Annotated in this window: 20 protein-coding genes; 6 read left to right on the forward strand and 14 right to left on the reverse strand. The window is 55.6% G+C overall.

Annotation, left to right across the window (positions count from 1 at the left end; translation table 11 throughout):
- Positions 1–344 precede the first annotated feature (344 nt).
- Positions 345–572 (reverse strand): putative cation transport regulator ChaB, encoded by a 228-nt coding sequence (chaB, locus tag ACGS9J_RS02425; RefSeq protein WP_442229962.1) that lies wholly within the window; start codon positions 570–572, stop codon positions 345–347.
- Positions 573–702: 130 nt separating this feature from the next.
- Between chaB and ACGS9J_RS02430 the strand changes: the two genes are divergently transcribed.
- Positions 703–1,521: a siderophore-interacting protein gene (locus tag ACGS9J_RS02430; RefSeq protein ID WP_442229488.1), complete on the forward strand. Its 819-nt coding sequence runs from the start codon at positions 703–705 to the stop codon at positions 1,519–1,521.
- 315 nt (positions 1,522–1,836) lie between these two features.
- The gene (gene chaA / locus ACGS9J_RS02435) at positions 1,837–2,937 is read left to right on the forward strand and encodes a sodium-potassium/proton antiporter ChaA (protein ID WP_442229489.1); all 1,101 of its coding nucleotides are present in this window, start codon (positions 1,837–1,839) and stop codon (positions 2,935–2,937) included.
- 49 nt (positions 2,938–2,986) lie between these two features.
- Here the strand turns inward: chaA and lpxO are convergent, their stop codons facing one another.
- A complete protein-coding gene (lpxO, locus tag ACGS9J_RS02440) occupies positions 2,987–3,889 on the reverse strand; it encodes a lipid A hydroxylase LpxO (RefSeq protein WP_442229490.1) in 903 nt (300 codons plus the stop codon).
- 474 nt (positions 3,890–4,363) lie between these two features.
- Between lpxO and ACGS9J_RS02445 the strand changes: the two genes are divergently transcribed.
- Genes ACGS9J_RS02445 through ACGS9J_RS02455 form a run of 3 tightly spaced genes read left to right on the forward strand, consistent with a single transcriptional unit; the run spans position 4,364 to position 8,127 of the window.
- Positions 4,364–6,697 carry a molybdopterin-containing oxidoreductase family protein gene (locus tag ACGS9J_RS02445; protein ID WP_442229491.1) on the forward strand — a complete coding sequence of 778 codons (2,334 nt, stop codon included), beginning with the start codon at positions 4,364–4,366 and terminating at the stop codon, positions 6,695–6,697.
- A 2-nt stretch (positions 6,698–6,699) separates the two neighbouring features.
- Positions 6,700–7,254: a 4Fe-4S dicluster domain-containing protein gene (locus tag ACGS9J_RS02450; RefSeq protein ID WP_442229492.1), complete on the forward strand. Its 555-nt coding sequence runs from the start codon at positions 6,700–6,702 to the stop codon at positions 7,252–7,254.
- A 3-nt stretch (positions 7,255–7,257) separates the two neighbouring features.
- Complete coding sequence (locus tag ACGS9J_RS02455; RefSeq protein WP_442229493.1) at positions 7,258–8,127, forward strand: dimethyl sulfoxide reductase anchor subunit family protein; 870 nt, start codon at positions 7,258–7,260, stop codon at positions 8,125–8,127.
- 80 nt (positions 8,128–8,207) lie between these two features.
- Here ACGS9J_RS02455 and ACGS9J_RS02460 read toward each other — a convergent pair whose 3' ends face one another.
- The 8 genes from ACGS9J_RS02460 to putP all read right to left on the reverse strand — a co-directional run bounded on the left by ACGS9J_RS02460 (position 8,208) and on the right by putP (position 18,292).
- Positions 8,208–8,750: a GNAT family N-acetyltransferase gene (locus tag ACGS9J_RS02460; RefSeq protein WP_442229494.1), complete on the reverse strand. Its 543-nt coding sequence runs from the start codon at positions 8,748–8,750 to the stop codon at positions 8,208–8,210.
- Positions 8,734–9,039 (reverse strand): type II toxin-antitoxin system TacA family antitoxin, encoded by a 306-nt coding sequence (locus ACGS9J_RS02465; protein WP_442229495.1) that lies wholly within the window; start codon positions 9,037–9,039, stop codon positions 8,734–8,736. Before ACGS9J_RS02465 ends, ACGS9J_RS02460 begins: the two co-directional genes overlap by 17 nt.
- Positions 9,040–9,428: 389 nt before the next feature.
- On the reverse strand, positions 9,429–10,214 hold the full coding sequence (gene phoH, locus ACGS9J_RS02470) for a phosphate starvation-inducible protein PhoH (protein ID WP_442229496.1): 786 nt from the start codon (positions 10,212–10,214) through the stop codon (positions 9,429–9,431).
- A gap of 684 nt (positions 10,215–10,898) precedes the next feature.
- Positions 10,899–13,043 carry a TonB-dependent receptor PqqU gene (pqqU, locus tag ACGS9J_RS02475; RefSeq protein ID WP_442229497.1) on the reverse strand — a complete coding sequence of 715 codons (2,145 nt, stop codon included), beginning with the start codon at positions 13,041–13,043 and terminating at the stop codon, positions 10,899–10,901.
- A gap of 212 nt (positions 13,044–13,255) precedes the next feature.
- A complete protein-coding gene (gene efeB, locus ACGS9J_RS02480; RefSeq protein ID WP_442229498.1) occupies positions 13,256–14,554 on the reverse strand; it encodes an iron uptake transporter deferrochelatase/peroxidase subunit in 1,299 nt (432 codons plus the stop codon).
- Between the two features lie 11 nt (positions 14,555–14,565).
- Positions 14,566–15,702, reverse strand: a complete 1,137-nt coding sequence (gene efeO, locus ACGS9J_RS02485) for an iron uptake system protein EfeO (RefSeq protein ID WP_442229499.1) — start codon at positions 15,700–15,702, stop codon at positions 14,566–14,568.
- A gap of 18 nt (positions 15,703–15,720) precedes the next feature.
- The gene (efeU, locus tag ACGS9J_RS02490; RefSeq protein ID WP_442229500.1) at positions 15,721–16,566 is read right to left on the reverse strand and encodes an iron uptake transporter permease EfeU; all 846 of its coding nucleotides are present in this window, start codon (positions 16,564–16,566) and stop codon (positions 15,721–15,723) included.
- A gap of 241 nt (positions 16,567–16,807) precedes the next feature.
- On the reverse strand, positions 16,808–18,292 hold the full coding sequence (putP, locus tag ACGS9J_RS02495) for a sodium/proline symporter PutP (RefSeq protein WP_442229501.1): 1,485 nt from the start codon (positions 18,290–18,292) through the stop codon (positions 16,808–16,810).
- A gap of 555 nt (positions 18,293–18,847) precedes the next feature.
- On the opposite strand from putP, the gene putA reads away from it, so the two are divergent.
- Positions 18,848–22,819 (forward strand): trifunctional transcriptional regulator/proline dehydrogenase/L-glutamate gamma-semialdehyde dehydrogenase, encoded by a 3,972-nt coding sequence (putA, locus tag ACGS9J_RS02500; RefSeq protein ID WP_442229502.1) that lies wholly within the window; start codon positions 18,848–18,850, stop codon positions 22,817–22,819.
- A 95-nt stretch (positions 22,820–22,914) separates the two neighbouring features.
- Here the strand turns inward: putA and tcyN are convergent, their stop codons facing one another.
- The 4 genes from tcyN to ACGS9J_RS02520 all read right to left on the reverse strand — a co-directional run bounded on the left by tcyN (position 22,915) and on the right by ACGS9J_RS02520 (position 26,240).
- Positions 22,915–23,667 (reverse strand): L-cystine ABC transporter ATP-binding protein TcyN, encoded by a 753-nt coding sequence (gene tcyN, locus ACGS9J_RS02505; RefSeq protein ID WP_442229503.1) that lies wholly within the window; start codon positions 23,665–23,667, stop codon positions 22,915–22,917.
- 3 nt (positions 23,668–23,670) lie between these two features.
- Entirely contained in the window at positions 23,671–24,333 is a 663-nt protein-coding gene (gene tcyL, locus ACGS9J_RS02510) for a cystine ABC transporter permease (RefSeq protein WP_442229504.1), read from the reverse strand.
- On the reverse strand, positions 24,333–25,133 hold the full coding sequence (gene tcyJ / locus ACGS9J_RS02515; RefSeq protein ID WP_442229505.1) for a cystine ABC transporter substrate-binding protein: 801 nt from the start codon (positions 25,131–25,133) through the stop codon (positions 24,333–24,335). Before tcyJ ends, tcyL begins: the two co-directional genes overlap by 1 nt.
- Positions 25,134–25,247: 114 nt before the next feature.
- Complete coding sequence (locus ACGS9J_RS02520) at positions 25,248–26,240, reverse strand: D-cysteine desulfhydrase (RefSeq protein ID WP_442229506.1); 993 nt, start codon at positions 26,238–26,240, stop codon at positions 25,248–25,250.
- Positions 26,241–26,253 lie beyond the last annotated feature (13 nt).

The following is a 26,253-nucleotide window of genomic DNA, read 5'->3' on the forward strand; positions in this document are numbered from 1 at the left end:
AGGATTGCCCATACTCCCTAGCCACTGTTCAATCTTATTTCTTGAGTACGGAATTATATTAATACAATAATCTTCCCGCGATAATAATGACCTTATTCTTTTATCCGTGAGCAATCAAGTTTCAAACGATGTTTAAAGTGAAAAAGTATTTGTACTCAGCAGCAATAATATTAATGGTTGGAGTCTGGATCCGGGCGGGATGTTTCCCGGCGCGTGAACACACCGGGGAAGGCGTAAGGTTAACCGTCTAACAGATTGAGATACCCGGGGGGCGTCCCTGCGGGAACCCCATCCCCCGGTTTCCCCTAATATCAAGCTTAAGCGAACAATATTAGAGGGAGGCGTTACTTTTTGTGCCAGCGGTCATCGTCACCTTTGCGGTAACTTTGCTTCACCGCTGCCCACGCCACCTTGTGCGCCGTTTCTTCTCGGCTGTCGTCACCGCGCCGGTCATCCGGATCGCGGTATTGATCCCAGGCGCTGTTGAAGGCTTCCTTATAGATCTCTTGCGCATGATCCGGCAACACGTGTTTCACATTGTCCGGCAAGGCATTGGTGCTTTTATACGGCATCATTTTCCTCCCGTAGAGGTTCAGTGAACCTTAAGCTTAGATGACGATGCCGCCCGCCTCAATTAGCAAACAATTCTCATTATCACATGGCATGATATACTCCCCGCCAAACGAACATAAGGAGAACCCCGTGACTACCGAAGCCCCACGCTCACGCGCACCCTACCTGATTGCTGTCAGCGCCATTCGCGATATTACCCCGCACCTGCGCCGCATCACCTTCACCGCCCCTGACCTGCGCTATTACCCGACCAACGCCGCTGCCGCACACATTAAGGTTTTCTTGCCGCTCGAAGGCCAGACACAACCGGATCTGCCGACCCTGACCGAAAACGGCCCACGTTGGGCGGCCGATGCGGTACGCCCCATTGTTCGAACCTATTCCATTCGCGCGGTACGCCCGGAACTGGCGGAAGTCGACATTGAATTCGCCATCCACGAACACAGCGGCCCGGCGGTTAACTTTGCACGCTCGGCAAAAGCGGGCGATAAAATCGGCATCAGTAACCCAGGCGGCCCGAAACCTATGCTGCCACAGGCTGATTTCTACTGCCTGGCCGGCGATCCTTCTTCGTTGCCTGCTCTGGCCGCCTTGCTGGAAGGATTACCGGCACGCAGCGAAGGCCACGCCTTTATCCGCGTCGACAGCGCGGCCGACGTTATCGACCTGAAAAAACCGGCAGGTTTTGAGCTGAGCTGGATTATTGGCGGCACCGAAAAAACCGCAGAATTGGTGACGCAATTTTGCTCATTACCGCTGCCGCAAAGCGACATCCAGTACTGGCTGGCCGGGGAAGATCGTTTAGTGGTAGAACTGCGTCGTTACCTGCGCCGTGAACGCCAATGTGACCGTAATCAGCTTTATGCCGTGCCTTACTGGCGTGAGGGGTTAAATGAAGAGGGTTATCATAACAAACGGCATGAAATCATGGACAATATTGACGACTGATGGGGATTTTCCCCTTTGTTAACCAAGCAATGCAGGCATAAACTGCAATTTATGTGCCGTTAATGAAGAAAACTCATCTCACTACGTAAAAGTAAGTAAATAAAACCGCATCCGATGCGGTTTTTTTGTTAACCTAGTCACATATTGCAAGCATGCGCTTTTGTCAGTACAACAACATCACATCATTCCCCGGCACAAGCCACCGGGTGTATCCTATTATTATTAAATTATAAATACATTCTGGATGCGCATAATTGCCCTTAACGGCAGTCAGCGATGACGGGACCACGCTGTTTGAGAAGGAGTACCATCGAAATGAAGTCGCAAAACGATCCTGGCCGATCCAAATCCCGCCACACTGAGTACTCGTTGCTTTTCCCCATCGCCGCCCTGGTGGTGCTGAATCTGTGGGGCAGTACCAGTAACTTTCCGCTGATCGTCGGCATTAATATCATTGCCCTGATCGGTATTCTCAGCAGCGCGTTCAGCGTAGTGCGCCACGCCGACGTGCTGGCCCACCGCCTGGGCGAACCCTATGGCTCGCTGATCCTCAGCCTGTCGGTGGTGATCCTGGAAGTGAGCCTGATTTCCGCGCTGATGGCCACCGGCGACGCCGCGCCTGCGCTGATGCGCGACACGCTTTACTCCATCATTATGATTGTCAGCGCCGGACTGGTGGGTTTTGCTTTGCTGCTGGGCGGCCGCAAATTTGCCACTCAATACGTTAACCTGGGCGGCATTAAACAGTATCTGATGGCGATTTTCCCGCTGGCGGTGATTGTGCTGGTATTCCCGAGTGCGCTGCCGGGCGGCAACTTCAGTACCGGTCAGGCACTGCTGGTCGCGGTGATCTCCGCCGCCATGTACGGGGTGTTCCTGGTGATCCAGACCAAAACCCACCAGAGCCTGTTCGTCTACGAGCATGAAGATGACGATGGCGACCCGCACCACGGCAAGCCTTCCTCACACAGCAGTGCCTGGCATGCCGGTTGGCTGGTGGTGCATCTGATTGCGGTGATCGCAGTGACCAAGTTCAACGCCAATCCGCTGGAAGGTTTGCTGACCAAGGTAAATGCCCCGGCGCAGTTTACCGGCTTCCTGGTCGCGCTGCTGATCCTGTCGCCAGAAGGTCTGGGCGCTTTGCGCGCGGTGTTGAACAATCAGGTGCAACGCGCCATGAACCTGTTCTTCGGCTCGGTACTGGCCACCATTTCCCTGACGGTGCCGGCAGTAACCATCATCGCCACCCTGACCGGGCAAACGCTGATCTTCGGCCTGCAAACGCCGCATATCGTGGTGATGCTGACGGTGTTGCTGCTGTGCCAGCTGTCGTTCTCGACCGGCAGGACCAACGTGCTGAACGGCACCGCGCACCTGGCGCTGTTCGCCGCCTATATGATGACCATTTTTGCCTGATTACCGGAGGGCGCTTTCGTAGCGCCCTCCCTCTTTAAATCGCGAAAGTTTATATTGCGAAAAACAGGCCCGCCGCGATACCACCGAATAAAATCCATTTAATGATGTAGTACCCGGTTCGGTTCCACGCCTTCAGCCGTTTCCCCACTTTACGCACCGCATAGATGTACTTGAACAGTTTGTTCACCCCGCCGGTACGATCGCCCTCTTCATTCGGTGCGGTGGCCGCGCTCATCAGGTTGCGCCCCAGCCAATGGTTAATGCCCTGTGCCCAGCGAAAACGCATCGGTCGTTCAATATCGCAAAACAGAATCAGGCGGTTTTGCCCACTCTGGTTTTCGGCATAGTGCAGATAGGTTTCGTCGAACATCACCGCTTCGCCATCGCGCCAACTGTAGCGCTCACCGTCCACTTCAATAAAGCAGCGGTCGTCATTCGGCGTAATCAGCCCCAGATGGTAACGCAACGAACCGGCGTAAGGGTCGCGGTGGCGCGGCAGGCGGCTGCCATCCGGCAGTTCGGCAAACATCGCCGCCTTGACCGAAGGCAGGCTGCGTAACAACGCCGTGGTTTGCGGACACAGGGCCATCGCCGACGGGTGGTTGTCTTCATACCATTTCAAATAAAAACGCTTCCAGCCGGTTTTGAAGAACGAATTGAAGCCGGCATCGTTAAATTGATCCGAGGCTTTAATCTGCTGGATCGCCATTAATTGCCGACCTTCTTCACGGATGCTTTGCCAATTATCCCGCAATGCCTGCAATTCGGGGAATTGCTCCAGTTGCAGATAGGCGGTGGTCGGCACGCGCGAGAACAGATACATAAAAACGTTCAGCGGTGCGGTAAAGGTTGAGTGGTCGGAAAGTTGTCGCCAGAAGGTGTAACGCACCCGCCCGCGATAATGAACATAGACAACGCATAAAATAAACAGCAGTAAAATAATGTATTTCATGATTGAACCACATTGAAGATCCCAGCCCCCTGCACGCCCATCCGGCGTACACCCCAGAAATTTCCTTTTGGCGGATAAGCCCTGCGCCCGTCGGGAACACCACTAATCATTAACGCGGAATCAACAAAAATCTATACAAAAAACCACAATAGTTTACACAAAGGCTAAACGAGCGGGCGTTATTGGTGGGTATTGGCCGCTTTTCGCTGACCCCTTTTCTGACTCAGCTCTAAAGCCGCCCGCGGTGACGACGCCCTTAATTCGATGCGGCAAGGCATTCTTTCCTGAAAATAAGTCGCGGAGTTTTGGTAGTTTGGTTATTAATGACACCAGTAACTCGTCGCTGAATAATAACTTATTAATTTGATTTCGATCAGTGCGCAATAATCCAACCATGATTAACTCGGGGTGTTTTTAAATCCAAAACAACGCATTCAACAATAATAAAAACAAATAATACGTACGGAATACATCATGAAAAATATATCCGATTTGAGAATGAATCGCCGAACCTTGTTAAAAGGCCTGGGCGTGATTGGGCTGGCCAGCCTCTCGCCCTGCGTATTTTCCATGGCACGGGATCAAGGCAAACCTCTCCCCCGGGTGCGTCTCAAGCTCAGCGACTATCAGACCTTTCGCTCGACCTGTGCAATGGAGTGTTTGCATTGTAATTTAACGGCTTATGTCTATAAGGGGGAACTCAAGAAAATAGAAGCCAGCAAGGATTTCAACGTCAAATGCTGCCTGCGCGGCATCAGCCGGACCAAATGGGTTTATCACCCACAGCGCGTTAAAACGCCTTTGCTGCGGGTGGGGGAAAAAGGCGAAGGGAAATTCAAACCCATCTCCTGGGATGAAGCGTTGGATCTGATTGAGCTGAATATCCGTAACACTCTCACCAGCCATGGGAATAAAGGTCTGCTGATTTCCAGCCATGCCGGAAATATGGATTCCATTAAAAACGATATGGGGAAAGCCTTTTTTGATTACCTCGGCGGGGCGACCAAACGCTCTGGGTCATTATGCTGTTCTGCGGTGACCGCCGCCATGATCCCGATGCTTGGCCTGCGCTATGCGGATATGCGCGACACCATTGCCGACAGCCGCTACATTCTGTGCTGGGGTAATAATCCGGCCGTCACCATGCAGGCCTATTTCAAAGAGTACAGTAAGGCGCAGGAAAACGGCGCGCGCCTGGTGGTGATCGACCCCCGCTTTAACGAAACCGCAGCCAAAGCCGATGAGTGGATCCCGATTGTGCCCGGTACGGACACCGCCCTGGCGCTGGGGATGATAAAAATCATTATCGATGAACAGCGGTATGATGTCGACTTCCTGCGGCAACACACCGGCGCCGTTTATCTGGTGAACCCTCAACAAGAACAACTCAGGGAGAACCCGCAGGACAAAGAAAGTTATCTGGTTTACGACACCCTCAGTCGGCGCCTGGTGCGCCATGATACGCCCGCCATCCTGCCCGCGCTGATCCAAACCGAATTGCCTGCCGATGCCGCTTATACCACGGTGTTTGAATTGATCCGCCAGCAATCGGCCCCGTGGGACGTTCAGAAAGTGGAGGCGGAAACCGATATTCCGCCGGCCACCCTACTGCGGTTGGCACGGGAATATGCCAGCAATAAACCTTCGATGATCGTGCAGAACATGTCCGGCGCGCAGCGTACCGAATTCGGTACCTACGTGGCGGCCAGTCAATTTTATCTGGCGCTGCTGACCGGCAATGTGGGCAAGGCCGGTGGCGGAGTCTGCGACGCGGGTGGCGCCAAACAAATGATGAAATTTAGCCCTCCACTGCCTCCTGCGCCCAGCGTACAAAAAATCCCGCCGATACCGGTTGCCAAAACCGGCGAGTGGATCGTCAACGATCGCCCTCACCCGATTAACTTTTGGTGGATTATGACGATGGGGGCGCTAACCCAGTTGCCCAACACCAATATGGTGAAGCAGGCCCTGAAGAAGGTGCCGTTTGTGGTGGTGGCCGATAACCTGATGAGCTCCACCACGTTGTATGCCGATCTGGTGCTGCCGGTGACCACCATTTTTGAAGATCTCAGCCTGATGGCCGGCGTGCGCAGCCACTATGTTCAGTTGATGGAAAAAGCGGTAGAGCCGGTAGCGGAAGCCAAACCGGATTACTGGATTTTTGCCCGGCTGGCCGAGCGTTTCGGCTTTGGCGAGGTATTTAATCAGCCGATTGAGCACTATATCGAAAACTGCCTGGCCGGTACCGGCATCACCCTGGAACAGCTGCGTAAAGGGCCGATTAAACCGGTGCCTACCCCCTGGATCCCGTTCAAAGACGGCATTTTCCGCACGCCGACCCAAAAGGCCCACTTTTTTATCGAAGCGTGGCAGAAGAAAGACTTCCCGCCGATGGTGACCTATATGCGGGTTAAAGAGTCGCCGAAAGGTTCACCTGAGCTGGCGAGAAAATACCCGTTAATGGCCGTTCAACGCAAACTGGCCCGCAGCATTCACTCCAGCCACGGCATGAATGAATGGATCCTCGAGGTGCAACGCAATCAGCCCAATATCATGATCCATCCGGATGATGCCGCCAGCCGCCATATCAAGCACGGTGAATGGGCGATTGCTTTTAATCAGCGTGGAGAACACCGGGCCTTGGCGGTGGTGACGCGTCACATCAAGCGCGGCGTGGTGTGCCTGGATAATGGCTGGTGGGAACAGCAAGGCGGCAGCAGCAGCCACGTCACCAACGACCATGTGGAAGTGCTGGGCAACGGTCATTGCTGTAACAGCACCCTGGTTGACGTCAGGGCGGAGGCATAATCATGGTCAGACAATATGGATTTTTAGTCGATATGCGCGGCTGCTATGGGTGCAAAACCTGCTCGATGGCCTGCAAATCCGAAAATGCCACCCCAGCGGGCGTCCTTTGGCGGCGGGTCAGAGAATTTAGCTCTGACGACCCGAACGCGATGGCGTTTATCTCGATGTCGTGCAACCACTGCGACGATCCGCAATGCATGAAGGTCTGCCCGGCAGATACCTACACCAAACGACCGGACGGTATCGTCGTGCAGGATCACGACAAATGCATCGGTTGCCGAATGTGCATTATGGCCTGCCCTTATAATGCGCCGGTATTTGATCCGGTCGAAGGGAAAACCAGTAAGTGCAACCTGTGCGCTGAACGCCTGGACGAAGGGCTGCTGCCCCGCTGCGTCGAGTCCTGCCCGGCCGGTGTGCTGCAGTTTGGCGATATTGATGAGCTGCGCGTAGGGTACTCCGCCGATCTGACCCGTATCGAAACCCGCTACCGGCTGCCGAACCATCAAATCAGTCAGCCCAATATCGTGATTATTCCCGCCGGTGATAAGGAATAGCCCATGTCTGAATATGAACTCCCTTTGGTGTTTTTTACCCTGTTTTGTCAGTGGGCAGTCGGCACGATCGTCGCCATCACGGCATTGATTCTGGTGCAGCCCGTCTGGTTAAGTGATGAAAAACGCCTTAATGTCCTGCGCAAACTGGCACTGGGGATTGTGGCGATCAACATGCTCGGTTCGCTGCTGTCGCTGCTGCACTTGGGTTCGCCCACCGGGGCCTATCGTGCGATTCTGGGGCTCGCCCACTCCTGGCTCAGCCGGGAAGTCATCGCCTTTTTCTTGCTCAACGCGGTGGTGGTTAGCTGGGCCGCCATGGTGTTTCGCTTTAACCGCAGCCCCAGACTGATCCGCCGAGTGAGCTTACTGGCATCGGGCACGGGGGTGGCGGCGATCCTGGTTTCCGCACAGGTTTATTACCAAATGGCGAGCCACCCTTTGTGGCGCTCACCGCTCACCCACCTCAGTTTTATTGCCACCGCCCTGCTGTTGGGGTTTGCCACCCTAGGGCTACGGATCAGCGTGTTCAATGCAGCTCAAAACGATCGGGAACGACGGCTCCCCAGCGTGTTACCGGCAGGCATTTTATTGGGCGTAATGATGATGTTGGTGGTGATCCTGGGCTACAGCACCGGGTTTAACCAACAAGGAAAAATGCTGGCCAGCGCCGTAACCCTTTTTGGCTCCGGCTTGATGGGCTGGCTCATTTTTGGCGCGCTGATTATCGGCAGCGGATTGGCGACCTATCTGTACCAACGGCCGGTTCTGAACGTTGGCGTCGCTGGCGCACTGATGCTGACCCTGCTCTGCGCATGCGTTGGCGGTCGGATGTTGTTTTACGCCGGCGTCATGAGCCAGTATCCGTGGTTTTGATTGGGGGGGTAGTGCTGATGATTATGGCGTGGCAAGGAACATAAAATAGCCGATAAAAAAACCGCCGTGGCGGTCTTTTTCTAAGCAGCGAGTATGTGCTGTATAGCCAGAAACATTGGCACTGCCCCAAACGCGTTCGGCGGTTCATTTAACTCCACAAACCCTAAACGTGCGTAGAAGTTAACCGCTGCCGGGTCCGCATCCAGATAGACACCTTTGATAGGGAGTGCCTGGTGGATAATCTTTACCTGCTCAAAAAACTCGATAAGCAACTCTTGACCGTAACCTTTCTTTTGCTCTTTTTTGGTCACGCCTAGCATGATTAGGCGCACAACGCCCACTTCATTAGGCAACGAACCAGAAACCGTTCCTGCCAACTTCCCTTTTTCAAGAGAATAAGCGGCAAAACTACAAAAGCCTAACAGTTCACCATCTTGTTTATTAATTAACGCCTTGGCTGCGCAATTGCCCTCCTTTATACTTTTCTTTAATGAATTGCGCACAAAGTTGTTAATTACCGTGTTACCACAATCGAAATGCTTATTACCAGGATAAGTGATATCAGCCTGATACGCGCAAACCATTACATCTGCAGCACTTTCATTCTTATCCCTGTTTACCATTATTCTTTCTCCGCATTAACGCTTGCAAAGCCAGCGTCGGGGCCGCGGGTTCAGAAAGAAGTTGATTTACCTGTTGCCAGCTCTCGGCAGAAAGCTGGCGGCGACGCTGGTTATCCAACACACTTTCAGCTCGCTCTAAAGCCGCGTTCAAGATAAATGCACTTAAATCCAAACCCGCCGCGGAAGCTGCTTCGCGAAGCACATCTTTAATATCCAGGCTGGTCTTTAATTCAACCCTTGCATTTTTGACGCTTTTAACATCAGCAGGAAGAACCGCTACTTTTGACATAATTACCTCTCTAATGGTTTTCTATAAACCTCCTTGTTAAGGCGTTACGATAAATCTATCAATCCATGTAACGTCAATCTGGTGGCGTACACGTTCATTTTTTGACTCCGCTTCACTTGGTTTTTAAGACGTGTTTTTCACACCTTCTTTTTAACACCGTTTCAATGCTACGGTGACGCATTACAGATTTTTTAGCATACGGCTAATAACCGTATGCTCACAATTTACTCCAGGGGACATACAACGTCAACTATGTACGGGCAATAGCCGTACGGCGTAAGAAGATTGGCTATCTTTGTCGGGTCAGGTTCTGCTGAACCTCCCCCAGCGTTATTGACTGGACTTCGACAAAAAGGCCGCCGAGGCGGCCTTGGGTTTGCAGGCAGGGATTAACTGTAGGCGTTGAGCGTACGCTGGCACAGGGCGGAGCGGACGCAGTCTTGTTTATCAAAGCGGATGATGCCGATCATTTCATCTTCCTCGAAGCGTTCCATCGCATCGCTGAGGCCGGACTTCACGCCGCGCGGCAAGTCGCACTGGGTGATGTCCCCGTTGACGATGACCGTGACGTTCTCACCCAGACGGGTCAGGAACATCTTCATTTGGCTGGCGGTAACGTTCTGGGCTTCATCCAGGATAACCACCGCATTTTCGAAGGTACGCCCGCGCATGTAGGCGAAAGGCGCGATCTCTACCTTGCCGATTTCCGGGCGCAGGCAGTATTGCATAAACGACGATCCTAAACGGCGCACCAGAATGTCGTACACCGGACGGAAATAAGGGGCGAACTTCTCAGAGATATCCCCGGGCAAAAAACCGAGGTCTTCATCCGCCTGCAGAACCGGACGAGTAACGATAATCCGATCCACTTCTTTATGGATAAGGGCTTCTGCCGCTTTTGCCGCGCTGATGAATGTTTTGCCGCAGCCGGCTTCACCGGTAGCAAATATCAACTGCTTCTTGTCTATGGCTATTAAGTAATGACCCTGAGCTTCGGTTCTAGCCTCGATGGGGGAGCTATCGCGCTTGTCTCGCGCCATGCCGATAGACTCTACACCACCCATTTGTACCAGCGAGGTTACGGACTCTTCTTCAAGCTGGCGATGACTACGAGCGTCACGACGAATAACGCGTTTCGCTTCACGACGTGCTTTGATCACTGCTTTTTGTCTCATAGTGGCACCTTACAGTTTGTTTCACCTACCGCAACGGCCTGGCCGTGCGATTATGTTTCACATACAGATGAGGTTTTGGCTCCCTTTTGAGCCAACGATAGCCAATAGAAAAAGTGAATACCCGGCAGCCATTTTGGCACGCCGATTTTTCACGGGACAACACGATTGCGTAATTAAACCTAGAGTGAAAAGTGACAAGAATTTGTGATAACGGGAGTGCGGTGTGGTCAGAAAAAGAGAGTCGGAGGGAGAGCCCTCGTTACAACGAGTCATCAGGAAAGGTCTGTTATTTTTTCTTTCTAGCCCAACCAAGGACTTTACCATTAGCGATCCCCGCAGTGATATTTACAGCTTCGAGCTGTGCACCGTGTGAAAACTACCGCCAGATGATTACAGTATAATGACATTCAAACCTCGCGCGTTGCTAAAATGTAAAAAAATTTAATCTTTTTTGTTTTTAGACGCCGCAAGAACACTATATCACGCCGATTACGTCATTCAATGTATTTTTTATATGCTTAAATATCATCAAGTTATGATTAAAACTCACGGATGACATTTTGGTTTCCTGATTAATTTTTGCACAAACAAAAAACTGCACTTCCCTCAAAATTTATAAATAAAAAAGGCGGGAAAGCTCCCGCCCTGATACTGATTGATTAGAGGGGTAAACGCCCCCAAGGGTTACTCGAAGGTATAAGAAACGCTCACCCCACCGCCCCAGTTTCTGCCCGGTGCTGGTTCGTAGTAACGGCCATTACCTTCATTGACGATCACCGAACCCACATATTGTCGGTCAAACAGGTTATCCACCCGGCCGAACACATTAAGCATCCAGTTGCCCAGCGGATAACGGTAACCGGTATTTAAGCCTACTGTGGTGTAGGCCGGAGCCTGTTCGGTGTTGGCGTCATTAACTTCGATATCGCTCATGTAGCGCACCTCTGCACCGGCATACCAGCCTTCCGGCGGTGACCAGGCCAGCGAGGCATAGCCCATGTTGCGCGCAATGCCCGGCATACGGTTGCCGCTGGGGACCATATTGCCCGCCGAACACTGGCTGTCGCCGCACACATCGTCACGGTAGCGCGCGTCCAACAACGTCCAGGCCAACTGCACGCGCCAGTCGTAGGCGAACTGTTGGTCCAGCGCCAGTTCCAGCCCGCGCCGACGAGTCTGCCCGGCGTTTTTGTAGCTGGAGCGCCCGTTACTGCTTTCATCCACCACAATTTCGTTGCGGGTGTCGGTCTGGAAAATCGCAGCGGTCAACAGACCATTGCCGATACGCGTTTTGCTGCCCAATTCCACCGTGTCGCTGGTCGAAGGGTTCAGACCGAAGTTGAGCCCGGCCTGACCGCCGGAACGGTACGACAGCTCGTTAATGGTCGGCGTTTCAAAGCCACGACCGGCGGACAGATACAGGTTCCAGCCGCTCCTTACCGCATAGTTGAGCGAGCCGGCCGGCAGCCATTGATGATAGCTGGCGCTGCCGCTGTCATCGCCGTTGCTGCCGGTAACGTAGTGATCGTTGGAGTCGAAATTGACGGTGCTGTAACGCACACCGGCATCCAGCGTCAGTTTTTGCGTCAACTGCCACGAGCTTTGCAGATAAGGGTCCAGGTTCCACATCAGGTTGCGCTCATTGCGGCGCAACGCCCCCTCGGTACCCAGCTCGGTTACGCCGTTAACCTGGGTAAAGTTTTCATAGCCTTTACGCTGCTCGGTCATGGTTTCATAGTCCAGCCCGCCGGTCAGGGTATAGGGTACACCCAGCTTACCGCGGTGCGTCCAGCGGGTATCAATCCCCTGGTAGTGACGCGTCAGGTCAATCACCCCGCCCGGATGCTGCGCACTGCGCTGCTGTACGGCGACCGGGATCGACTGATACTGCGTGGTTTCACGCTCACCGGCGTACATCATGATGCTCAGGTCATCATCGGCACCCATCTGGCGCTCATAGTGCAACCCGGCCTGGGTCTGCGACGTGCTTTTGCGGGTATTGTACTGATCGGCGCGCGGGGCCTGGCGCGGATTATCGTGCCATTCCGCATTCGTCAGGCCACCCGGGTCATTGGCATTGATATCGACACTGTTGAACAGCAACGTCAGCGTGCTGACATCGTCGATGCGTACGCCCAGCTTGGCATTGCCGAGGTTTTTCTGCGCGCCGCTGTGATCGCGGAAGCCCTGAGTCGTGAAACGGGTGCCGGAAATAGTGTAGTTAACGTCGCCGGCGTGGGTGCCGTCGCCGGTTGCCCCGGTCGCCTTGACGCCGTAACGCCAGGTGCCGTAGCTGCCAAAGTACGAACTGGCCTCAAGGCGGGTGGGTTGTTGGCCGGTTTCGGTTTCCACATTCACCATACCGCCGGACGCGTTGCCGTAGAGCGCGGAAAACGGACCGCGCAGCACTTCCACCTTTTCAACCGAGTTAAGATCGATATTCGAGGTCTGCCCCTGACCATCCGGCATGGTGGCCGGAATACCGTCGACATAAATACGCACGCCGCGCACGCCATACATCGAGCGAGCGCCGAAACCACGCACCGAAAGCTGCAAATCTTGCGCATAGTTCTGGCGGTTCTGTATTTGCAGGCCAGGCACGCTGCCCAAACTTTCCGACAGGTTGATCTGCGGCCTGGCCTCACGGATTTGATCGCCACTTACCACGCTGACGGCAGCCGGGGTAGAGAGTTCTGAAAGACCGCTGCGTTTGGCCGTGACCACCATGGTCTGTTCGCTATCCTTGTCCTGCGCCAAGGCGCTGACAGGCAGTAAGGCAGGAATAACCAGGGCCGAAACTGCCAGCCGGTTTTTATGAGTGCTTTTCATCAGGAGAGTGCCGTTTAAGGGATCGAAAAATATGAACCATTTGGAACGTTATGGCTGATATGTTAATGCTTTTAACAATAAATGAAAATAGTTAGACTAATTAAAGACCGGCCTCTCAATTTCGCAAGGCCAGGGTTGATTTTAATTAACCGCTGTTGGTGACAGACACTAGCAATAATAAGGCGGGGATCCCCCGCCTGGTGAAGTGAGGCTTAGGCTTTCATCAAGCCGCTGCCCAGATAATCATTGCTGTCTTTCACCCCGGGCAGCGCAAAGAAATAACCGCCACCGATAGGTTTGACATACTCTTCCAGTGCCTCGCCGTTGAGACGTTTTTGCACCGTCAGGAAGCCCTTCTCCAGATCGGCCTGGTAGCAGACGAACAGCAGCCCCATTTCCAACTGACCGGAATTGGACACGCCGATGGAATAGCTGTAACCCCGGCGCAGCAGCAAATTGCTCTGGGTTTGCGGCGTGCGCGGGTTTGCCAGGCGAATGTGCGCATCCATCGGGATCAGTTTCCCTTCCGGATCTTTCTCGTAGTCCGGCTCGTCGTGCTCATGCTTCATGCCCAGTGGCGCGCCGCTGTGCTTCTCACGCCCAAAGATGGTTTGCTGCTCTTGCAACGGCGTACGGTCCCAAAACTCCACGTGGAAGCGGATAATACGCGCGGCCTGATAGCTGCCCCCCACCGCCCATGCCGGTTCCCCGACGTTATCGGCCACCCACACCACCTGATCCATCAGCGGTTTGTCGTCGGTTTTCGGGTTGGCGGTGCCGTCTTTGAAGCCCAGCAGGTTGATCGGCGTTTCTTTGCCTTTGCTGCGTGCGGCATGGGCAGAAATAAACCCTTCCCGCTTCCAACGCACGCTGAGCAGATCCGGCGAGTGCTTGATAATGTCACGCAGTGCGTGGAGAGCAGTTTCATTGGTATTGGCGCAAATCTGCAACACCAAATCACCGTGACACAGGCTGGCGTCCAGCGAATCGTTAGGAAAACGCGTCATTTTCTGCAGCCGCAGCGGTTTGTGCGCCTGCAGGCCGAAACGTTCATCGAACAGCGAGGTGCCGACCGACACGGTGATGGTCAGGTTATCCGGATAGATCTCCGGCCCCATGATGCCCGAATCGAGTGGCGGTAACTTGGGATCCACTTCAGGTGCTTTGCCGCCGGTAGTCAAAAATGCAATACGGGTGGTCAGCAGCCGAAACAGCCGCTCCAAATCCTGCTTGTTGCCGGCCAGCACGTCAAACGCCACCAGCATCATCGCCGCTTGCTGCGGCGTGAGGATCCCGGCCTGATGCGCACCGTAGAAGGGTTGCTTCTGCCAGCGTTCATCTTTGGCTACCGCCGGCGGTTGTGCAGTTTTATCTGCCGCCTGAGCCAAACGGCTGCTGCCCAACGCCAGCACCCCCAGTCCCAATCCCTGCAGCAAACGGCGGCGCGACGGTGACGCTGCGCCTTCCGGTTGTGGATGCGGCCCGTTTTCCGGGCCGATCTTGTTACTCATTATGCTTTGCCTCAGTCCAGACCCAGAACGCCACGCAGTTGTGACAAGTCTTCCGCCAGAGTGGTGATTGGCCCTTTCATGGCATTGCGATCGGCATCGGTCAGCTTCTCGTAAGACTCATAGCCGTCTTTGGTTTTGTACTTCGCCAGAATGGTATCAACGGTTTTAAAGTTGGCGTCGATCTTGTCCAGCAACGGCTTGTTGGCCTTGACCAACAGCGGGCGCAGCAGGTTAACGATTTTCTGCGCGCCGTCAACGTTAGCCTGGAAATCCCACAGGTCGGTACGGCTGTAACGGTCTTCTTCACCGCTGATTTTGCTCGCCGCCACTTCTTCGATCAGGCCCGCTGCGCCGCCCACGACCTTGCTTGGCGGGAAGGTCAGGTCGGTCACGCGTTTTTGCAGCTCAAGGGTATCCTGGTACAGCTGATCGGCGTATTTGCTCATGTCTTTCGTGCTGTTGTCGGCAAACAGCGCTTTCTCCAGGCGGTGGAACCCGGTGAATTTCGGATCTTCGGCTTTTTTCTCGTAATCGTCTTCACGGGCGTCAATGCTGCCGTCCAGGTCAGAGAACAGTTCGGCGATCGGTTCAATCCGCTCGTAGTGCTGACGGGTCGGTGCATAGAGTTTACGCGCCTCGGCCACGTTGCCGGCTTTTACGGCATCGGTGAACAGTTTGGTCTGCTTGACCAGCCCTTCCACTTCTTTGGTGACGTAGACTTTGTATTCGGCAATTGGCCCAACCAGATCCATGGCATTCGGTTTACCGTCGGTGGCGGCACCGGCCGCTGCGGTCACGATCAGCTTGCCTTTAGGATTACTGAGCAGCCCGCAGGTCATGTCGTATTCGCCCGCTTCCAGATTGGCGGTCATTTTCTGGGTGAAGCCCGGCGCAATGTTCTCACGCTCTTCCACCACCATCACCCCTTTCAGGATTTCCCATTCCACGTTTTTCTGGCTGGTGTTGTGCACCACAAACTGGGTTTTACCGGCCGGCACCGTCAGTTGCATCGGCTCGCACTGTTTGTCGTTAACGGTAATCTTCACCTGCGGCACGTCCGCCGCCAGGGCATGGGCGCTTAACGCGAACGCCGGGAGAGCCAGTAATGCTGCGTGCAACGCCTTGCGGCGGAATAACGGAGTAGACATACAAGATTCCCTATTAAATTAATGATTGATTTTACGTTGCGCCGAAACCGTGACCGGTTGCGCACGCTGCGGCAGGAAAAAGAAAATCAGCGCAGGGATCAGATACAAGAAGTAGACCGCCACTTCACTCACCGTCGGCGTTTCCTGGTAGCCGAAGATGCCTTCGAGCAGGGTGCCAAACAGGGAATGGGTCGACAGATGATTGCTGAGATCAAAGGCGATATCCTGGAAGTGGTTCCACAACCCGGCTTCGTGGAAGGCGCGGATCGCCCCGGCGGCCAGACCGGCGGCAACGAACAGGATAAACAGGCTGGTCCACTTGAAGAATTTGGCCAGGTGCAGCTTCACGCCGCCCCAGTAAATCATCATGCCCAGCACAATGGCGGCCACCAGACCGAGCACCGCACCGATGGGCGCCTCAACGCCAACGTCTTGCTGGAAAGCCGCCAGCAGGAAGAACACCGACTCCAGCCCTTCGCGGGCCACGGCAAAAAACACCATCGCCACCAGTGCCCAGCCCTGGCCTTTGCCGGAATTGAGCGCATTGTCGATGGCACCTTCCAGATGCACCTTGACCGATTTGGACACTTTACGCATCCAGAACACCATATAGGTGAGGATCAACACCGCCACCACCGCAACAATGCCCTCGAACAGCTCTTGCTGCTTCTGTGGGAATTCGCCGGTGGTTTCATTGATGAAAATGCCGAGCGCCAGGCACAGGGCAGCGGCGACGATCACCCCTATCCATACCACGCCTAACCATTGACCCCGCTGCGTGCGTTTCAGGTAGCTGGCAATCAGGCTGACGATTAACGCCGCCTCCAGCCCCTCACGGAACATGATAAGGAAGGGAACAAACATAAATAATAACCCCTAAAAAGGTCTCTGCTGCGGAGCGTCCGCACGCCGGGAATGGCGACAACGCCAATGTAAAGAAAAGTAAAACACAACGATAGTGATTATCATTCTGGCTGGAAGAAATACAAGAGCGGCAAGGGTGATTTTTTCTAATCAAATGTCGCCAGTTGTTTCTGGCAGAGGACAGAAAACGAAATAATAAAGGGCGCATTAAGCGCCCTTGGTGAGTTGCGATACGAGAGGATTAAACGGTTTTGAACTCGGCTTCCGCCTGATCGAAACGTTCGGTAATGGTCGCAGATGGCGTACGGCCCATCAGGCTCACCACCACGATGGCGATACAGGCAAACAGGAAGCCCGGGATGATTTCATACAGATCCAGCCAGGCAAATTGTTTCCAGACGATCACTGTCACCGCACCGACCAGCATACCGGCCAGCGCCCCGTTACGGGTCATGCGTGACCACATGACCGAGATCAGCACCACCGGACCAAAGGCGGCACCGAAGCCGGCCCAGGCGTAGCTCACCAGACCCAGCACGCGGTTTTCCGGGTTTGCCGCCAGCGCGATAGCCACCAACGCCACCACCAGCACCATCAGGCGCCCTACCCATACCAGCTCACGTTGGCTGGCCCCTTTACGCAGGAAGGCTTTGTACAGGTCTTCGGTGATCGCGCTTGAACACACCAGCAGTTGGCAGCTCAAGGTACTCATTACCGCCGCCAGGATCGCCGACAACAGAATGCCCGCCACCCATGGGTTGAACAGGATCATCGCCAGCTCGATAAACACGCGCTCGCCGTTTTGCGACACGTTACCCGCCTGATCCGGGTTATTGGCGAAGTAGGCAATGCCGAAGAAGCCGACGGCGATGGTGCCCGCCAGGCACAAAATCATCCAGGTCATGCTGATGCGGCGTGCGCTGCGGATAGTGCGGTGAGAGTCCGCCGCCATAAAGCGCGCCAGAATGTGTGGCTGACCGAAGTAACCCAGCCCCCAGCCCAGCAGCGAGAGAATGGCCACGAAGTTCAGGCCTTTCAGCATATCGATATTGGCCGGGTTCTGCGCTTCGATCACCAGCATCGAGGTATCGATGCCGCCTACCGCGAAGACCACAATCACCGGGGTCAGGATCAGCGCGAAAATCATCAGGCTGGCCTGCACGGTATCGGTCCAGCTCACCGCCAGGAATCCACCGATAAAGGTATAGAGGATAGTGGCTGCAGCACCGGCCCACAGTGCCGTTTCATAGCTCATGCCAAAAGTGCTTTCGAACAAGCGCGCGCCGGCCACGATGCCGGAAGCACAATAGATAGTGAAGAACACCAGGATGACAATGGCGGAAATCACCCGCAGCAGCTTGCTGTTATCTTCGAAGCGGCTGGTGAAGTAATCCGGCAGTGTCAGGGCGTTATTGTTGGCTTCGGTATGAACACGCAGCCGCCCCGCCACCAGTTTCCAGTTAAGGTAAGCGCCGATAGTCAGGCCAATGGCAATCCAGCTTTCGGAAATGCCGGACAGGAAGATGGCACCCGGCAGGCCCATCAGCAACCAGCCGCTCATGTCCGATGCGCCGGCGGAGAGCGCGGTCACCACGCTGCCCAGGCTACGACCGCCCAGAATGTAGTCGTCAAAGTTATTGGTTGCCCGGTAGGCAAGTAAGCCGATGATTACCATCCCGAAGATATACACCAGGAAGGTCACCAGCATCGGTGTGCTCATTGTCATGAAATTCTCCACTCTCGTTATTATTTCGCGCTGTATTGCGATAGTTACTGCTTGCCAATCCGCCGGAACGTGGCGAAATGCGGCCCCCCCGCGAGTGAAATTAGTTTCCTCCCGCAATTGTCTGACCGTCGGCTATCCTAGATGACCTGTTGATTATCCAACAAGACATTTAACAACAAAGTTACACAAAGTTTACCCTGCGTCACATTTAACCACTTTTGGGGTTACACCTCTCACCCTCAAACAGAGTTGCACCTCATACACGTTTAGCGTTAGCCCTGATCATGCCAGGGATAACCGGCTTGAACGCGGTATCCTTACCACCCCGACTCACAGGCACAGCAAGAACCATGCCGGTTATTGATGTTAAAAAATCGATGGAACTCACACTTCGCTCATCAGCCTGATTTAACACGGTTGCACAAAGTTGCAACATGCTGGATATTGTCTGCATTCATCACAGCACACAACGCACGAACCTATCCCAGCAGCCTATCTGGCCCGCAGTTTGTATAGCCTGATGGGATAGGTTCTTAACACAGGAGTTGGATTGGCATGGGCACTACCACAATGGGCGTGAAGCTCGACGAGGCCACTCGCGATCGAATCAAAAGCGCCGCACAGCGTATCGATCGCACGCCGCACTGGCTGATCAAACAGGCCATTTTTAATTATCTCGAACGTCTCGAGAACGGTTCCGATATCCCTGAAATTCCAGCACTTGCCGCCGCCGGCCAGGCCGAAGCGGACGACATTATGCCGCAAGTGCAGGAAGAGTCCCACCAGCCATTCCTTGAATTTGCAGAACAAATTCTGCCGCAGTCGGTTAACCGCGCAGCGATCACCGCGGCCTATCGTCGCCCTGAGACCGAAGCGGTGCCGATGTTGCTCGAACAGGCGCGATTACCTGCCGATCTTGCCAAAGCCACCCATAAGATGGCTTACGACATCGCCGAGAAGTTGCGTAACCAAAAGAGTGCAAATGGCCGCGCCGGTATGGTGCAAGGCCTGCTGCAGGAGTTCTCGCTCTCCTCACAGGAAGGCGTGGCGCTGATGTGCCTGGCGGAAGCCCTGCTGCGTATTCCAGACAAACCCACTCGCGATGCTCTGATCCGCGATAAAATCAGCAACGGCAACTGGCATTCCCACCTGGGGCGCAGCCCATCGCTGTTCGTTAACGCCGCCACCTGGGGCCTGCTGTTCACCGGCAAACTGGTGTCGACCCATAACGAAGCCAACCTGTCCCGCTCGCTGAACCGCATTATCGGCAAGAGCGGCGAACCGCTGATCCGCAAAGGCGTGGATATGGCGATGCGCCTGATGGGCGAACAGTTCGTGACCGGCGAAACCATCGCCGAAGCGCTGGCCAACGCCCGCAAGCTGGAAGACAAAGGTTTCCGCTATTCCTACGACATGCTGGGTGAAGCCGCCCTGACCGAAGCCGATGCGCAGGCTTATCTGGTGTCCTACCAGCAGGCAATCCATGCGATCGGCAAAGCCTCTAACGGCCGCGGCATCTATGAAGGCCCGGGCATTTCAATCAAACTGTCCGCATTGCATCCGCGCTACAGCCGTGCGCAGTACGAACGCGTGATGGAAGAGCTTTACCCTCGCCTGCTGTCATTGACCCTGCAGGCGCGTCAATACGATATCGGCATCAATATCGACGCCGAAGAAGCCGACCGTCTGGAGATCTCACTCGATCTGCTGGAAAAGCTGTGCTTTGAGCCGCAGTTGGCCGGTTGGAACGGGATCGGCTTCGTGATCCAGGCCTATCAGAAACGCTGTCCGTTCGCCATCGACGCCGTCATCGACATGGCGCAACGCAGCCGCCGTCGCCTGATGATCCGTCTGGTTAAAGGCGCCTACTGGGACAGCGAAATCAAGCGCGCCCAAATGGACGGACTGGAAGGCTACCCGGTCTACACCCGCAAGGTTTACACCGACGTTTCCTACCTGGCCTGCGCCCGCAAACTGCTGGCGGTGCCGAACCTGATTTATCCGCAATTCGCTACCCATAACGCCCATACCCTGAGCGCGATTTATCATCTGGCGGGCAACAACTACTACCCAGGCCAGTATGAGTTCCAATGCCTGCACGGCATGGGCGAACCGCTGTATGAGCAAGTGGTGGGCAAAGTGGCCGACGGCAAACTGAACCGTCCGTGCCGCATCTATGCCCCGGTCGGCACCCATGAAACGCTGCTGGCATATCTGGTGCGTCGCCTGTTGGAAAACGGCGCCAACACCTCGTTCGTTAACCGTATCGCCGACACCACGCTACCGCTCGACGAGCTGGTTGCCGATCCGGTCAGCGCGGTCGAAGCCCTGGCCGCCAGCGAAGGCCAATTGGGCCTGCCGCACCCGCGTATCCCGCTGCCGCGCGAACTGTATGGCGAGAAACGCACCAACTCCAGCGGCCTGGATCTGTCAAACGAACAACGCCTGGCTTCCCTGTCCAGCGCCCTGCTGACCAGCGCCACCCAACCCTGGCGTGCAGAACCGATTATCGACGCCGAACTTGATCAGGGCGTGGAACAACCGGTCTTTAACCCTGCCGAGCCGGGTGATATCGTCGGTTACGTGCGTGAAGCCACCGAAGGCGAAGTTAGCCGGGCGCTCGACGCCGCTGCCGCCGCCGGGCCAATCTGGTTCGCGACTCCACCGTCCGAACGCGCCGCTATCCTTGAACGCGCCGCTGAACTGATGGAAGGCCAGCTGCAAACCCTGTTGGGCATTCTGGTGCGCGAAGCGGGTAAAACCTTTAACAACGCCATCGCCGAAGTGCGTGAAGCGGTCGATTTCCTGCATTACTACGCCGGCCAGGTGCGCGATGATTTCGCCAATGACAGCCACCGTCCGCTGGGGCCGGTCGTCTGTATCAGCCCGTGGAACTTCCCACTGGCCATCTTCACCGGTCAGATTGCCGCAGCGCTGGCGGCAGGCAACAGCGTTCTGGCCAAACCGGCAGAACAAACGCCGCTGATCGCCGCACAGGCGGTGCGCATTCTGCTGGAAGCCGGCATTCCGCAAGGCGTATTGCAACTGCTGCCGGGCCAGGGCGAAAGCGTCGGCTCGGTATTGGTTAATGACGCCCGCGTACGTGGCGTGATGTTTACCGGCTCCACCGACGTTGCCGGCATCCTGCAACGCAGCATCGCCGGCCGTCTGGATCCGCAAGGCCGCCCAACGCCGCTGATCGCCGAAACCGGGGGTCTGAACGCCATGATCGTCGACTCTTCCGCCCTGACTGAACAGGTAGTGACTGACGTCGTCGCCTCCGCCTTCGACAGCGCCGGCCAACGTTGCTCCGCCCTGCGCATCCTGTGTATTCAGGAAGATGTGGCGGAACATACGCTGCAAATGCTGCGCGGTGCGATGGCCGAATGCCGCATGGGTAACCCGGAGCGTCTGTCTACCGACATCGGGCCGGTGATCGACGCCGAGGCCAAAACCGGCATCGAACGTCATATCCAGGCGATGCGCGCCAAGGGCCGCAAGGTTTATCAAGCGGCGAAAGGCAACGTGCAGGATGAGAAAGAGTGGTCTCGCGGTACCTTTATCAAGCCAACCCTGATCGAACTGGACAGCTTTGACGAGTTGCAAAAAGAGATCTTTGGCCCGGTGCTGCACGTGGTCCGCTTCCAACGCAGCAATCTGGAATCGCTGGTCGATCAGATCAACGCCGCCGGTTACGGCCTGACGCTGGGCATTCACACCCGTATTGATGAAACCATTGCCCGCGTGACCGAACGCGCCAAGGTGGGCAACCTGTACGTTAACCGCAACATGGTCGGTGCCGTGGTCGGCGTGCAGCCGTTTGGCGGCGAAGGTCTGTCCGGCACCGGTCCTAAAGCCGGTGGTCCGCTGTACCTGTACCGCTTGCTGGCCAACCGTCCGGATGATGCGGTGCAACGCACCCTGAACCGTCAGGACCAAGAACGCCCACTGGAAGCCACCGCACGTCCACAGCTGCTCAAAGCCTATCAGGCATTGGAGCAGTGGGCAGTGGCCGAAAACCAACGCGACCTGGTGACGCTGGCGCAGCGTTACGCCGAGCTGGGCCAGGGTGGCACCCTGCGTCCTCTGCCTGGCCCGACTGGCGAACGCAACACCTACGCTCTGTTGCCGCGTGAGCGAGTACTGTGCCTGGCCGATAACGAGGCCGATGCCTTGACTCAGTTGGCTGCCGTCCTGGCGGTAGGCAGCAGCGTGCTGTGGCCGGAAGCCGAACTGCAACGCACCCTGTATCGCCGCCTGCCGGCTGCGGTTCAGGCCAGCATCAGCTTCAGCAAAGACTGGCAGCAGGACAAGGTGGAGTTTGATGCCGCCATTTACCACGGCGACGCCGATCAGTTGCGCACCCTGTGCGAGCAAATCGCCCAGCGCAGCGGCGCGATCGTTTCAGTGCAGGGCTTCGCCCACGGCGAAACCAACATCCTGCTGGAACGCCTGCTGATCGAACGCTCGCTCAGCGTCAACACCGCAGCCGCCGGCGGTAACGCCAGCCTGATGACGATTGGTTAACGACCTCACTAATCAGCCCAAGGGCACAGCGTAATGGCTGTGCCCTTTTTTCTTGGCCAACATCCGGTGGGCCGAACATGTTCGGCCTTTACAGGTTACTGATTCAAAAACTTGTCGAGGAATTGTTGGGTGCGTTGATGCTGCGGATTGGCGAACAGTTCTTTCGCCGGGCCTTGCTCGACAATGCGACCGTGGTCCATAAAAATGGCGCGGTCGGCTACGTCGCGGGCAAAGCTCATCTCGTGCGTGACGATCACCATAGTCCGCTTTTCTTCCGCCAGCGCACGGATAGTGTTGAGCACCTCGCCCACCAGCTCCGGGTCGAGCGCAGAAGTCGGTTCATCAAACAGGATCACTTCCGGCTGCATCGCCAACGCTCGGGCAATCGCCACCCGTTGCTGCTGCCCACCGGAAAGACGGCGCGGATAAGCAGCCTCTTTGCCGTTCAGCCCCACTTTGGCCAACAGTGCCCGTGCGCGTTGCTCCGCACTGGCCTTCGATTCACCTTTAACGATGACCGGGCCTTCAATAATGTTCTCCAGCACCGAACGGTGCGGAAACAGATTGAAGTTCTGGAACACGAAACCCACCTGCTGACGCAATTCGCGAACCTGTTTTTTCTGTTTGCTCAACGGCTTGCTACCGTCGATCAGAATATCGCCGACACGAATGGTGCCGGAGTCCGGGACCTCCAGCAGGTTGATACTGCGCAGCAAGGTGGTTTTTCCCGAGCCGCTGGGCCCGATAATTGCCACCACCTCACCGGCGCCGACCTCCAGATCAATCCCATGCAGCACCGTTTGACCGTTAAACTGCTTGGTCAGTTGTTTCACTTCGATGGCACTCATGCGTTACTCCTGATCCTGGCGGTTTACGTGGGTTTCCAGACGGTTTTGCAGCGCAGAAAGCAGGGTCGCCATCACCCAATAAATCAGCGAGGCCGCCAGATACATAGTGAACACTTCCAGCGTGCGCGAGGTGATCAGCTGCGCCTGACGGAACAGTTCCGGTACCTGAATGGTCGCCGCCAGGGAAGTGTCTTTCACCAGACCGATAAAGCTGTTGCCCAACGGCGGCAATGCGGTGCGGGCGGCCTGCGGCAGGATCACCCGACGCAGCGTCTGCCAGCGGGTCATGCCGATGCTGGCTGCCGCTTCCCACTGCCCTTTTTCGATCGACGAAATCGCTGCACGCAGGGTTTCCGATGTATAGGCGGCGGTATTGAGCGACAGGCCAATCAGCGCCGCCGGGAAGGGATCAAACTCGATGCCGAACTGCGGCAGACCGTAGTAAATCATGAACAGCTGGGCAATCAGCGGCGTGCCGCGAAACAGCGACACATAGATGCGCGACAGCCATGACAGCGGCCATAACGGCGAAAGGCGCATCAGCGCCAGCAGAAAACCGAGCAGTAAACCGAGCGCCATGCCCCCCAGACTGAGCTGGAGAGTGAGGATCGCGCCCCGCAATAAAAATGGCGCTGAATCCAGCGCCAGTTGGATACTTTCGTGCATTATTTAGTTACGTCCGCGCCAAACCATTTCTCGGAGATTTTCGCCAGGGTGCCGTCTTTTTGCATTTCGGCAATCGCCTGGTTAATCGCGGCCAGCAGTTCCGGGTTGTTTTTACGCACCGCCACGCCAGACTCCTGACGAGAGAACGCCGGGCCGGCTACCGCCAGCGTATCGCCGGTTTTTTTCACCAGATCCAACGCTGCCAGACGGTCAACCAAAATGGCGTTGATACGGCCTACGCGCAGATCCTGGTATTTGGTCGGGTCATCATCGTAGGTGCGAACATCAACACCCTGCACATTGTCACGCAGCCACTGTTCGTAGTTGGTGCCCAGGCCGACACCGACCTTCTTGCCCTTCAGATCTTCCGGCTTGGTGATGGTGCCTTCATTGCCCTTCTTCACCAGCGCCTGAATACCGGAGACGGTGTAAGGCGTGGAGAAATCATATTTCTTCTGACGCTCCGGGGAAATGGTCACCTGGTTGATCACCACGTCGATGCGTTTTGAATCCAGCGACGCCAGCATGCCGTCCCACTTGGTCGGGTTCAGTTTGGCTTTAACGCCAAGATGCTGCGCCAGCGCATTGGCGAAGTCCACTTCGAAGCCGGCCAGCTTGCCGTCTTCCCCCTGGAAGCTGAACGGCGGATAAGTGCCTTCCAGCCCGACAACCAGCGTCCCGTGATGCTTCACCTGCTGCAACAGGTTATCGGCGGCATAGGTCTGCGTGCTCAAACCGGCCGTCAGCGCAACGCTCATCACGCCCAGCAGCAGTTGACGACGAACTTTGGAAAAGATCATAAACACCCCATATGTGGTTTATCTTTTTTGATATCAGCACTTTAACAGTGTGACCGCCTGCTTGAAGGAATATAACCTTATAAATATAGTTCAAAATGGAATAACAAAGCGTACTCACACCTGTGGATGATAGGCGAATAACGCCGGTGCACCGCCGGTGTGAATAAACAGAATCGGGCCCTCATCACGGAAACGCTGCTGGGCTACGCCGTCGATCAAACCGGCCATCGCTTTGCCGCTGTAAACCGGATCCAACAACACCCCTTCCTGCTGCGCCAACAGATGTATCGCCGCCATGCCTTCTTCATTCGGCATGCCGTATTGTGGGGCGAAATAATCGTCCCACAGCGTAATCGGTGCCAATTCGTCGATATCCAACGAGCAAGCCAGCGCTTTTTGGATCAGCTCAACCTTGGGCAATTGGTCGATCACCTTGCGCGAAACGGTCACGCCGATCAGTTCCGTTTCCGGCAGCAGCTGTTGCAGGCCGACAGCCAGCCCGGCATGAGTACCGGCGCTGCCGGATGCCACCACCACCGAGCTGAAAGCGACATTGCTGCGCCGGCTCTGTTCGGCAATTTCCAGCGCACACTGCACGTAACCCAGTGCCCCCAGCGCATTGGAGCCGCCGACCGGCACCACGTACGGCCGGAAACCTTGGCCTTCAAGACGCGTCGCCAGATCGGCCAACTGCTGTTGCGGATCGTGCAGCGCATCGCACATCACCACTTCCGCGTTGAACAACCCGAGCAGCAGGCGATTGCCGTTAGTCAGGTAGTTCTCTTCCTGGGTATCGATCGGGTTTTCCAACAGGGCGACGCAGTGCAAACCCAGCTTGGCCGCCACCGCCGCCGTTTGGCGTACGTGGTTGGATTGGATTGCACCGGCAGTCACCAGCGTATCGGCGCCCTGACGCAGGGCATCTGCGGCCAGAAACTCCAGTTTTCTCAACTTGTTACCGCCCATCGCCATCGGCGTGACATCGTCACGTTTGATGTAAATTTCACGGCCAAGGTAGTCTGAAAGGCGAGACAGTTTTTCGAGCGGAGTGGCACAGCCAACTAAATCGAGGCGCGGGAATTGCGCCAGTTTGTGTTGCAGGTTCACAACTTCCCCCAGG

The organism is Serratia quinivorans, assembly GCF_052113645.1.
GTDB classification, from domain to species: Bacteria; Pseudomonadota; Gammaproteobacteria; order Enterobacterales; family Enterobacteriaceae; genus Serratia; species Serratia quinivorans_B.

Excerpts from the sequence above, each read along its gene's own strand:
- pqqU (WP_442229497.1), bottom strand. The coding sequence starts at position 13,043 with ATGAAAAGCACTCATAAAAACCGGCTGGCAGTTTCGGCCCTGGTTATT.
- phoH (WP_442229496.1), bottom strand. The coding sequence starts at position 10,214 with ATGAGACAAAAAGCAGTGATCAAAGCACGTCGTGAAGCGAAACGCGTT.
- ACGS9J_RS02465 (WP_442229495.1), bottom strand. The coding sequence starts at position 9,039 with ATGTCAAAAGTAGCGGTTCTTCCTGCTGATGTTAAAAGCGTCAAAAAT.
- chaB (WP_442229962.1), bottom strand. The coding sequence starts at position 572 with ATGCCGTATAAAAGCACCAATGCCTTGCCGGACAATGTGAAACACGTG.
- efeO (WP_442229499.1), bottom strand. The coding sequence starts at position 15,702 with ATGTCTACTCCGTTATTCCGCCGCAAGGCGTTGCACGCAGCATTACTG.
- ACGS9J_RS02455 (WP_442229493.1), top strand. The coding sequence starts at position 7,258 with ATGTCTGAATATGAACTCCCTTTGGTGTTTTTTACCCTGTTTTGTCAG.
- putA (WP_442229502.1), top strand. The coding sequence starts at position 18,848 with ATGGGCACTACCACAATGGGCGTGAAGCTCGACGAGGCCACTCGCGAT.
- tcyL (WP_442229504.1), bottom strand. The coding sequence starts at position 24,333 with ATGCACGAAAGTATCCAACTGGCGCTGGATTCAGCGCCATTTTTATTG.
- tcyJ (WP_442229505.1), bottom strand. The coding sequence starts at position 25,133 with ATGATCTTTTCCAAAGTTCGTCGTCAACTGCTGCTGGGCGTGATGAGC.
- ACGS9J_RS02460 (WP_442229494.1), bottom strand. The coding sequence starts at position 8,750 with ATGGTAAACAGGGATAAGAATGAAAGTGCTGCAGATGTAATGGTTTGC.
- efeB (WP_442229498.1), bottom strand. The coding sequence starts at position 14,554 with ATGAGTAACAAGATCGGCCCGGAAAACGGGCCGCATCCACAACCGGAA.
- tcyN (WP_442229503.1), bottom strand. The coding sequence starts at position 23,667 with ATGAGTGCCATCGAAGTGAAACAACTGACCAAGCAGTTTAACGGTCAA.
- ACGS9J_RS02450 (WP_442229492.1), top strand. The coding sequence starts at position 6,700 with ATGGTCAGACAATATGGATTTTTAGTCGATATGCGCGGCTGCTATGGG.
- putP (WP_442229501.1), bottom strand. The coding sequence starts at position 18,292 with ATGACAATGAGCACACCGATGCTGGTGACCTTCCTGGTGTATATCTTC.
- lpxO (WP_442229490.1), bottom strand. The coding sequence starts at position 3,889 with ATGAAATACATTATTTTACTGCTGTTTATTTTATGCGTTGTCTATGTT.
- efeU (WP_442229500.1), bottom strand. The coding sequence starts at position 16,566 with ATGTTTGTTCCCTTCCTTATCATGTTCCGTGAGGGGCTGGAGGCGGCG.
- chaA (WP_442229489.1), top strand. The coding sequence starts at position 1,837 with ATGAAGTCGCAAAACGATCCTGGCCGATCCAAATCCCGCCACACTGAG.
- ACGS9J_RS02445 (WP_442229491.1), top strand. The coding sequence starts at position 4,364 with ATGAAAAATATATCCGATTTGAGAATGAATCGCCGAACCTTGTTAAAA.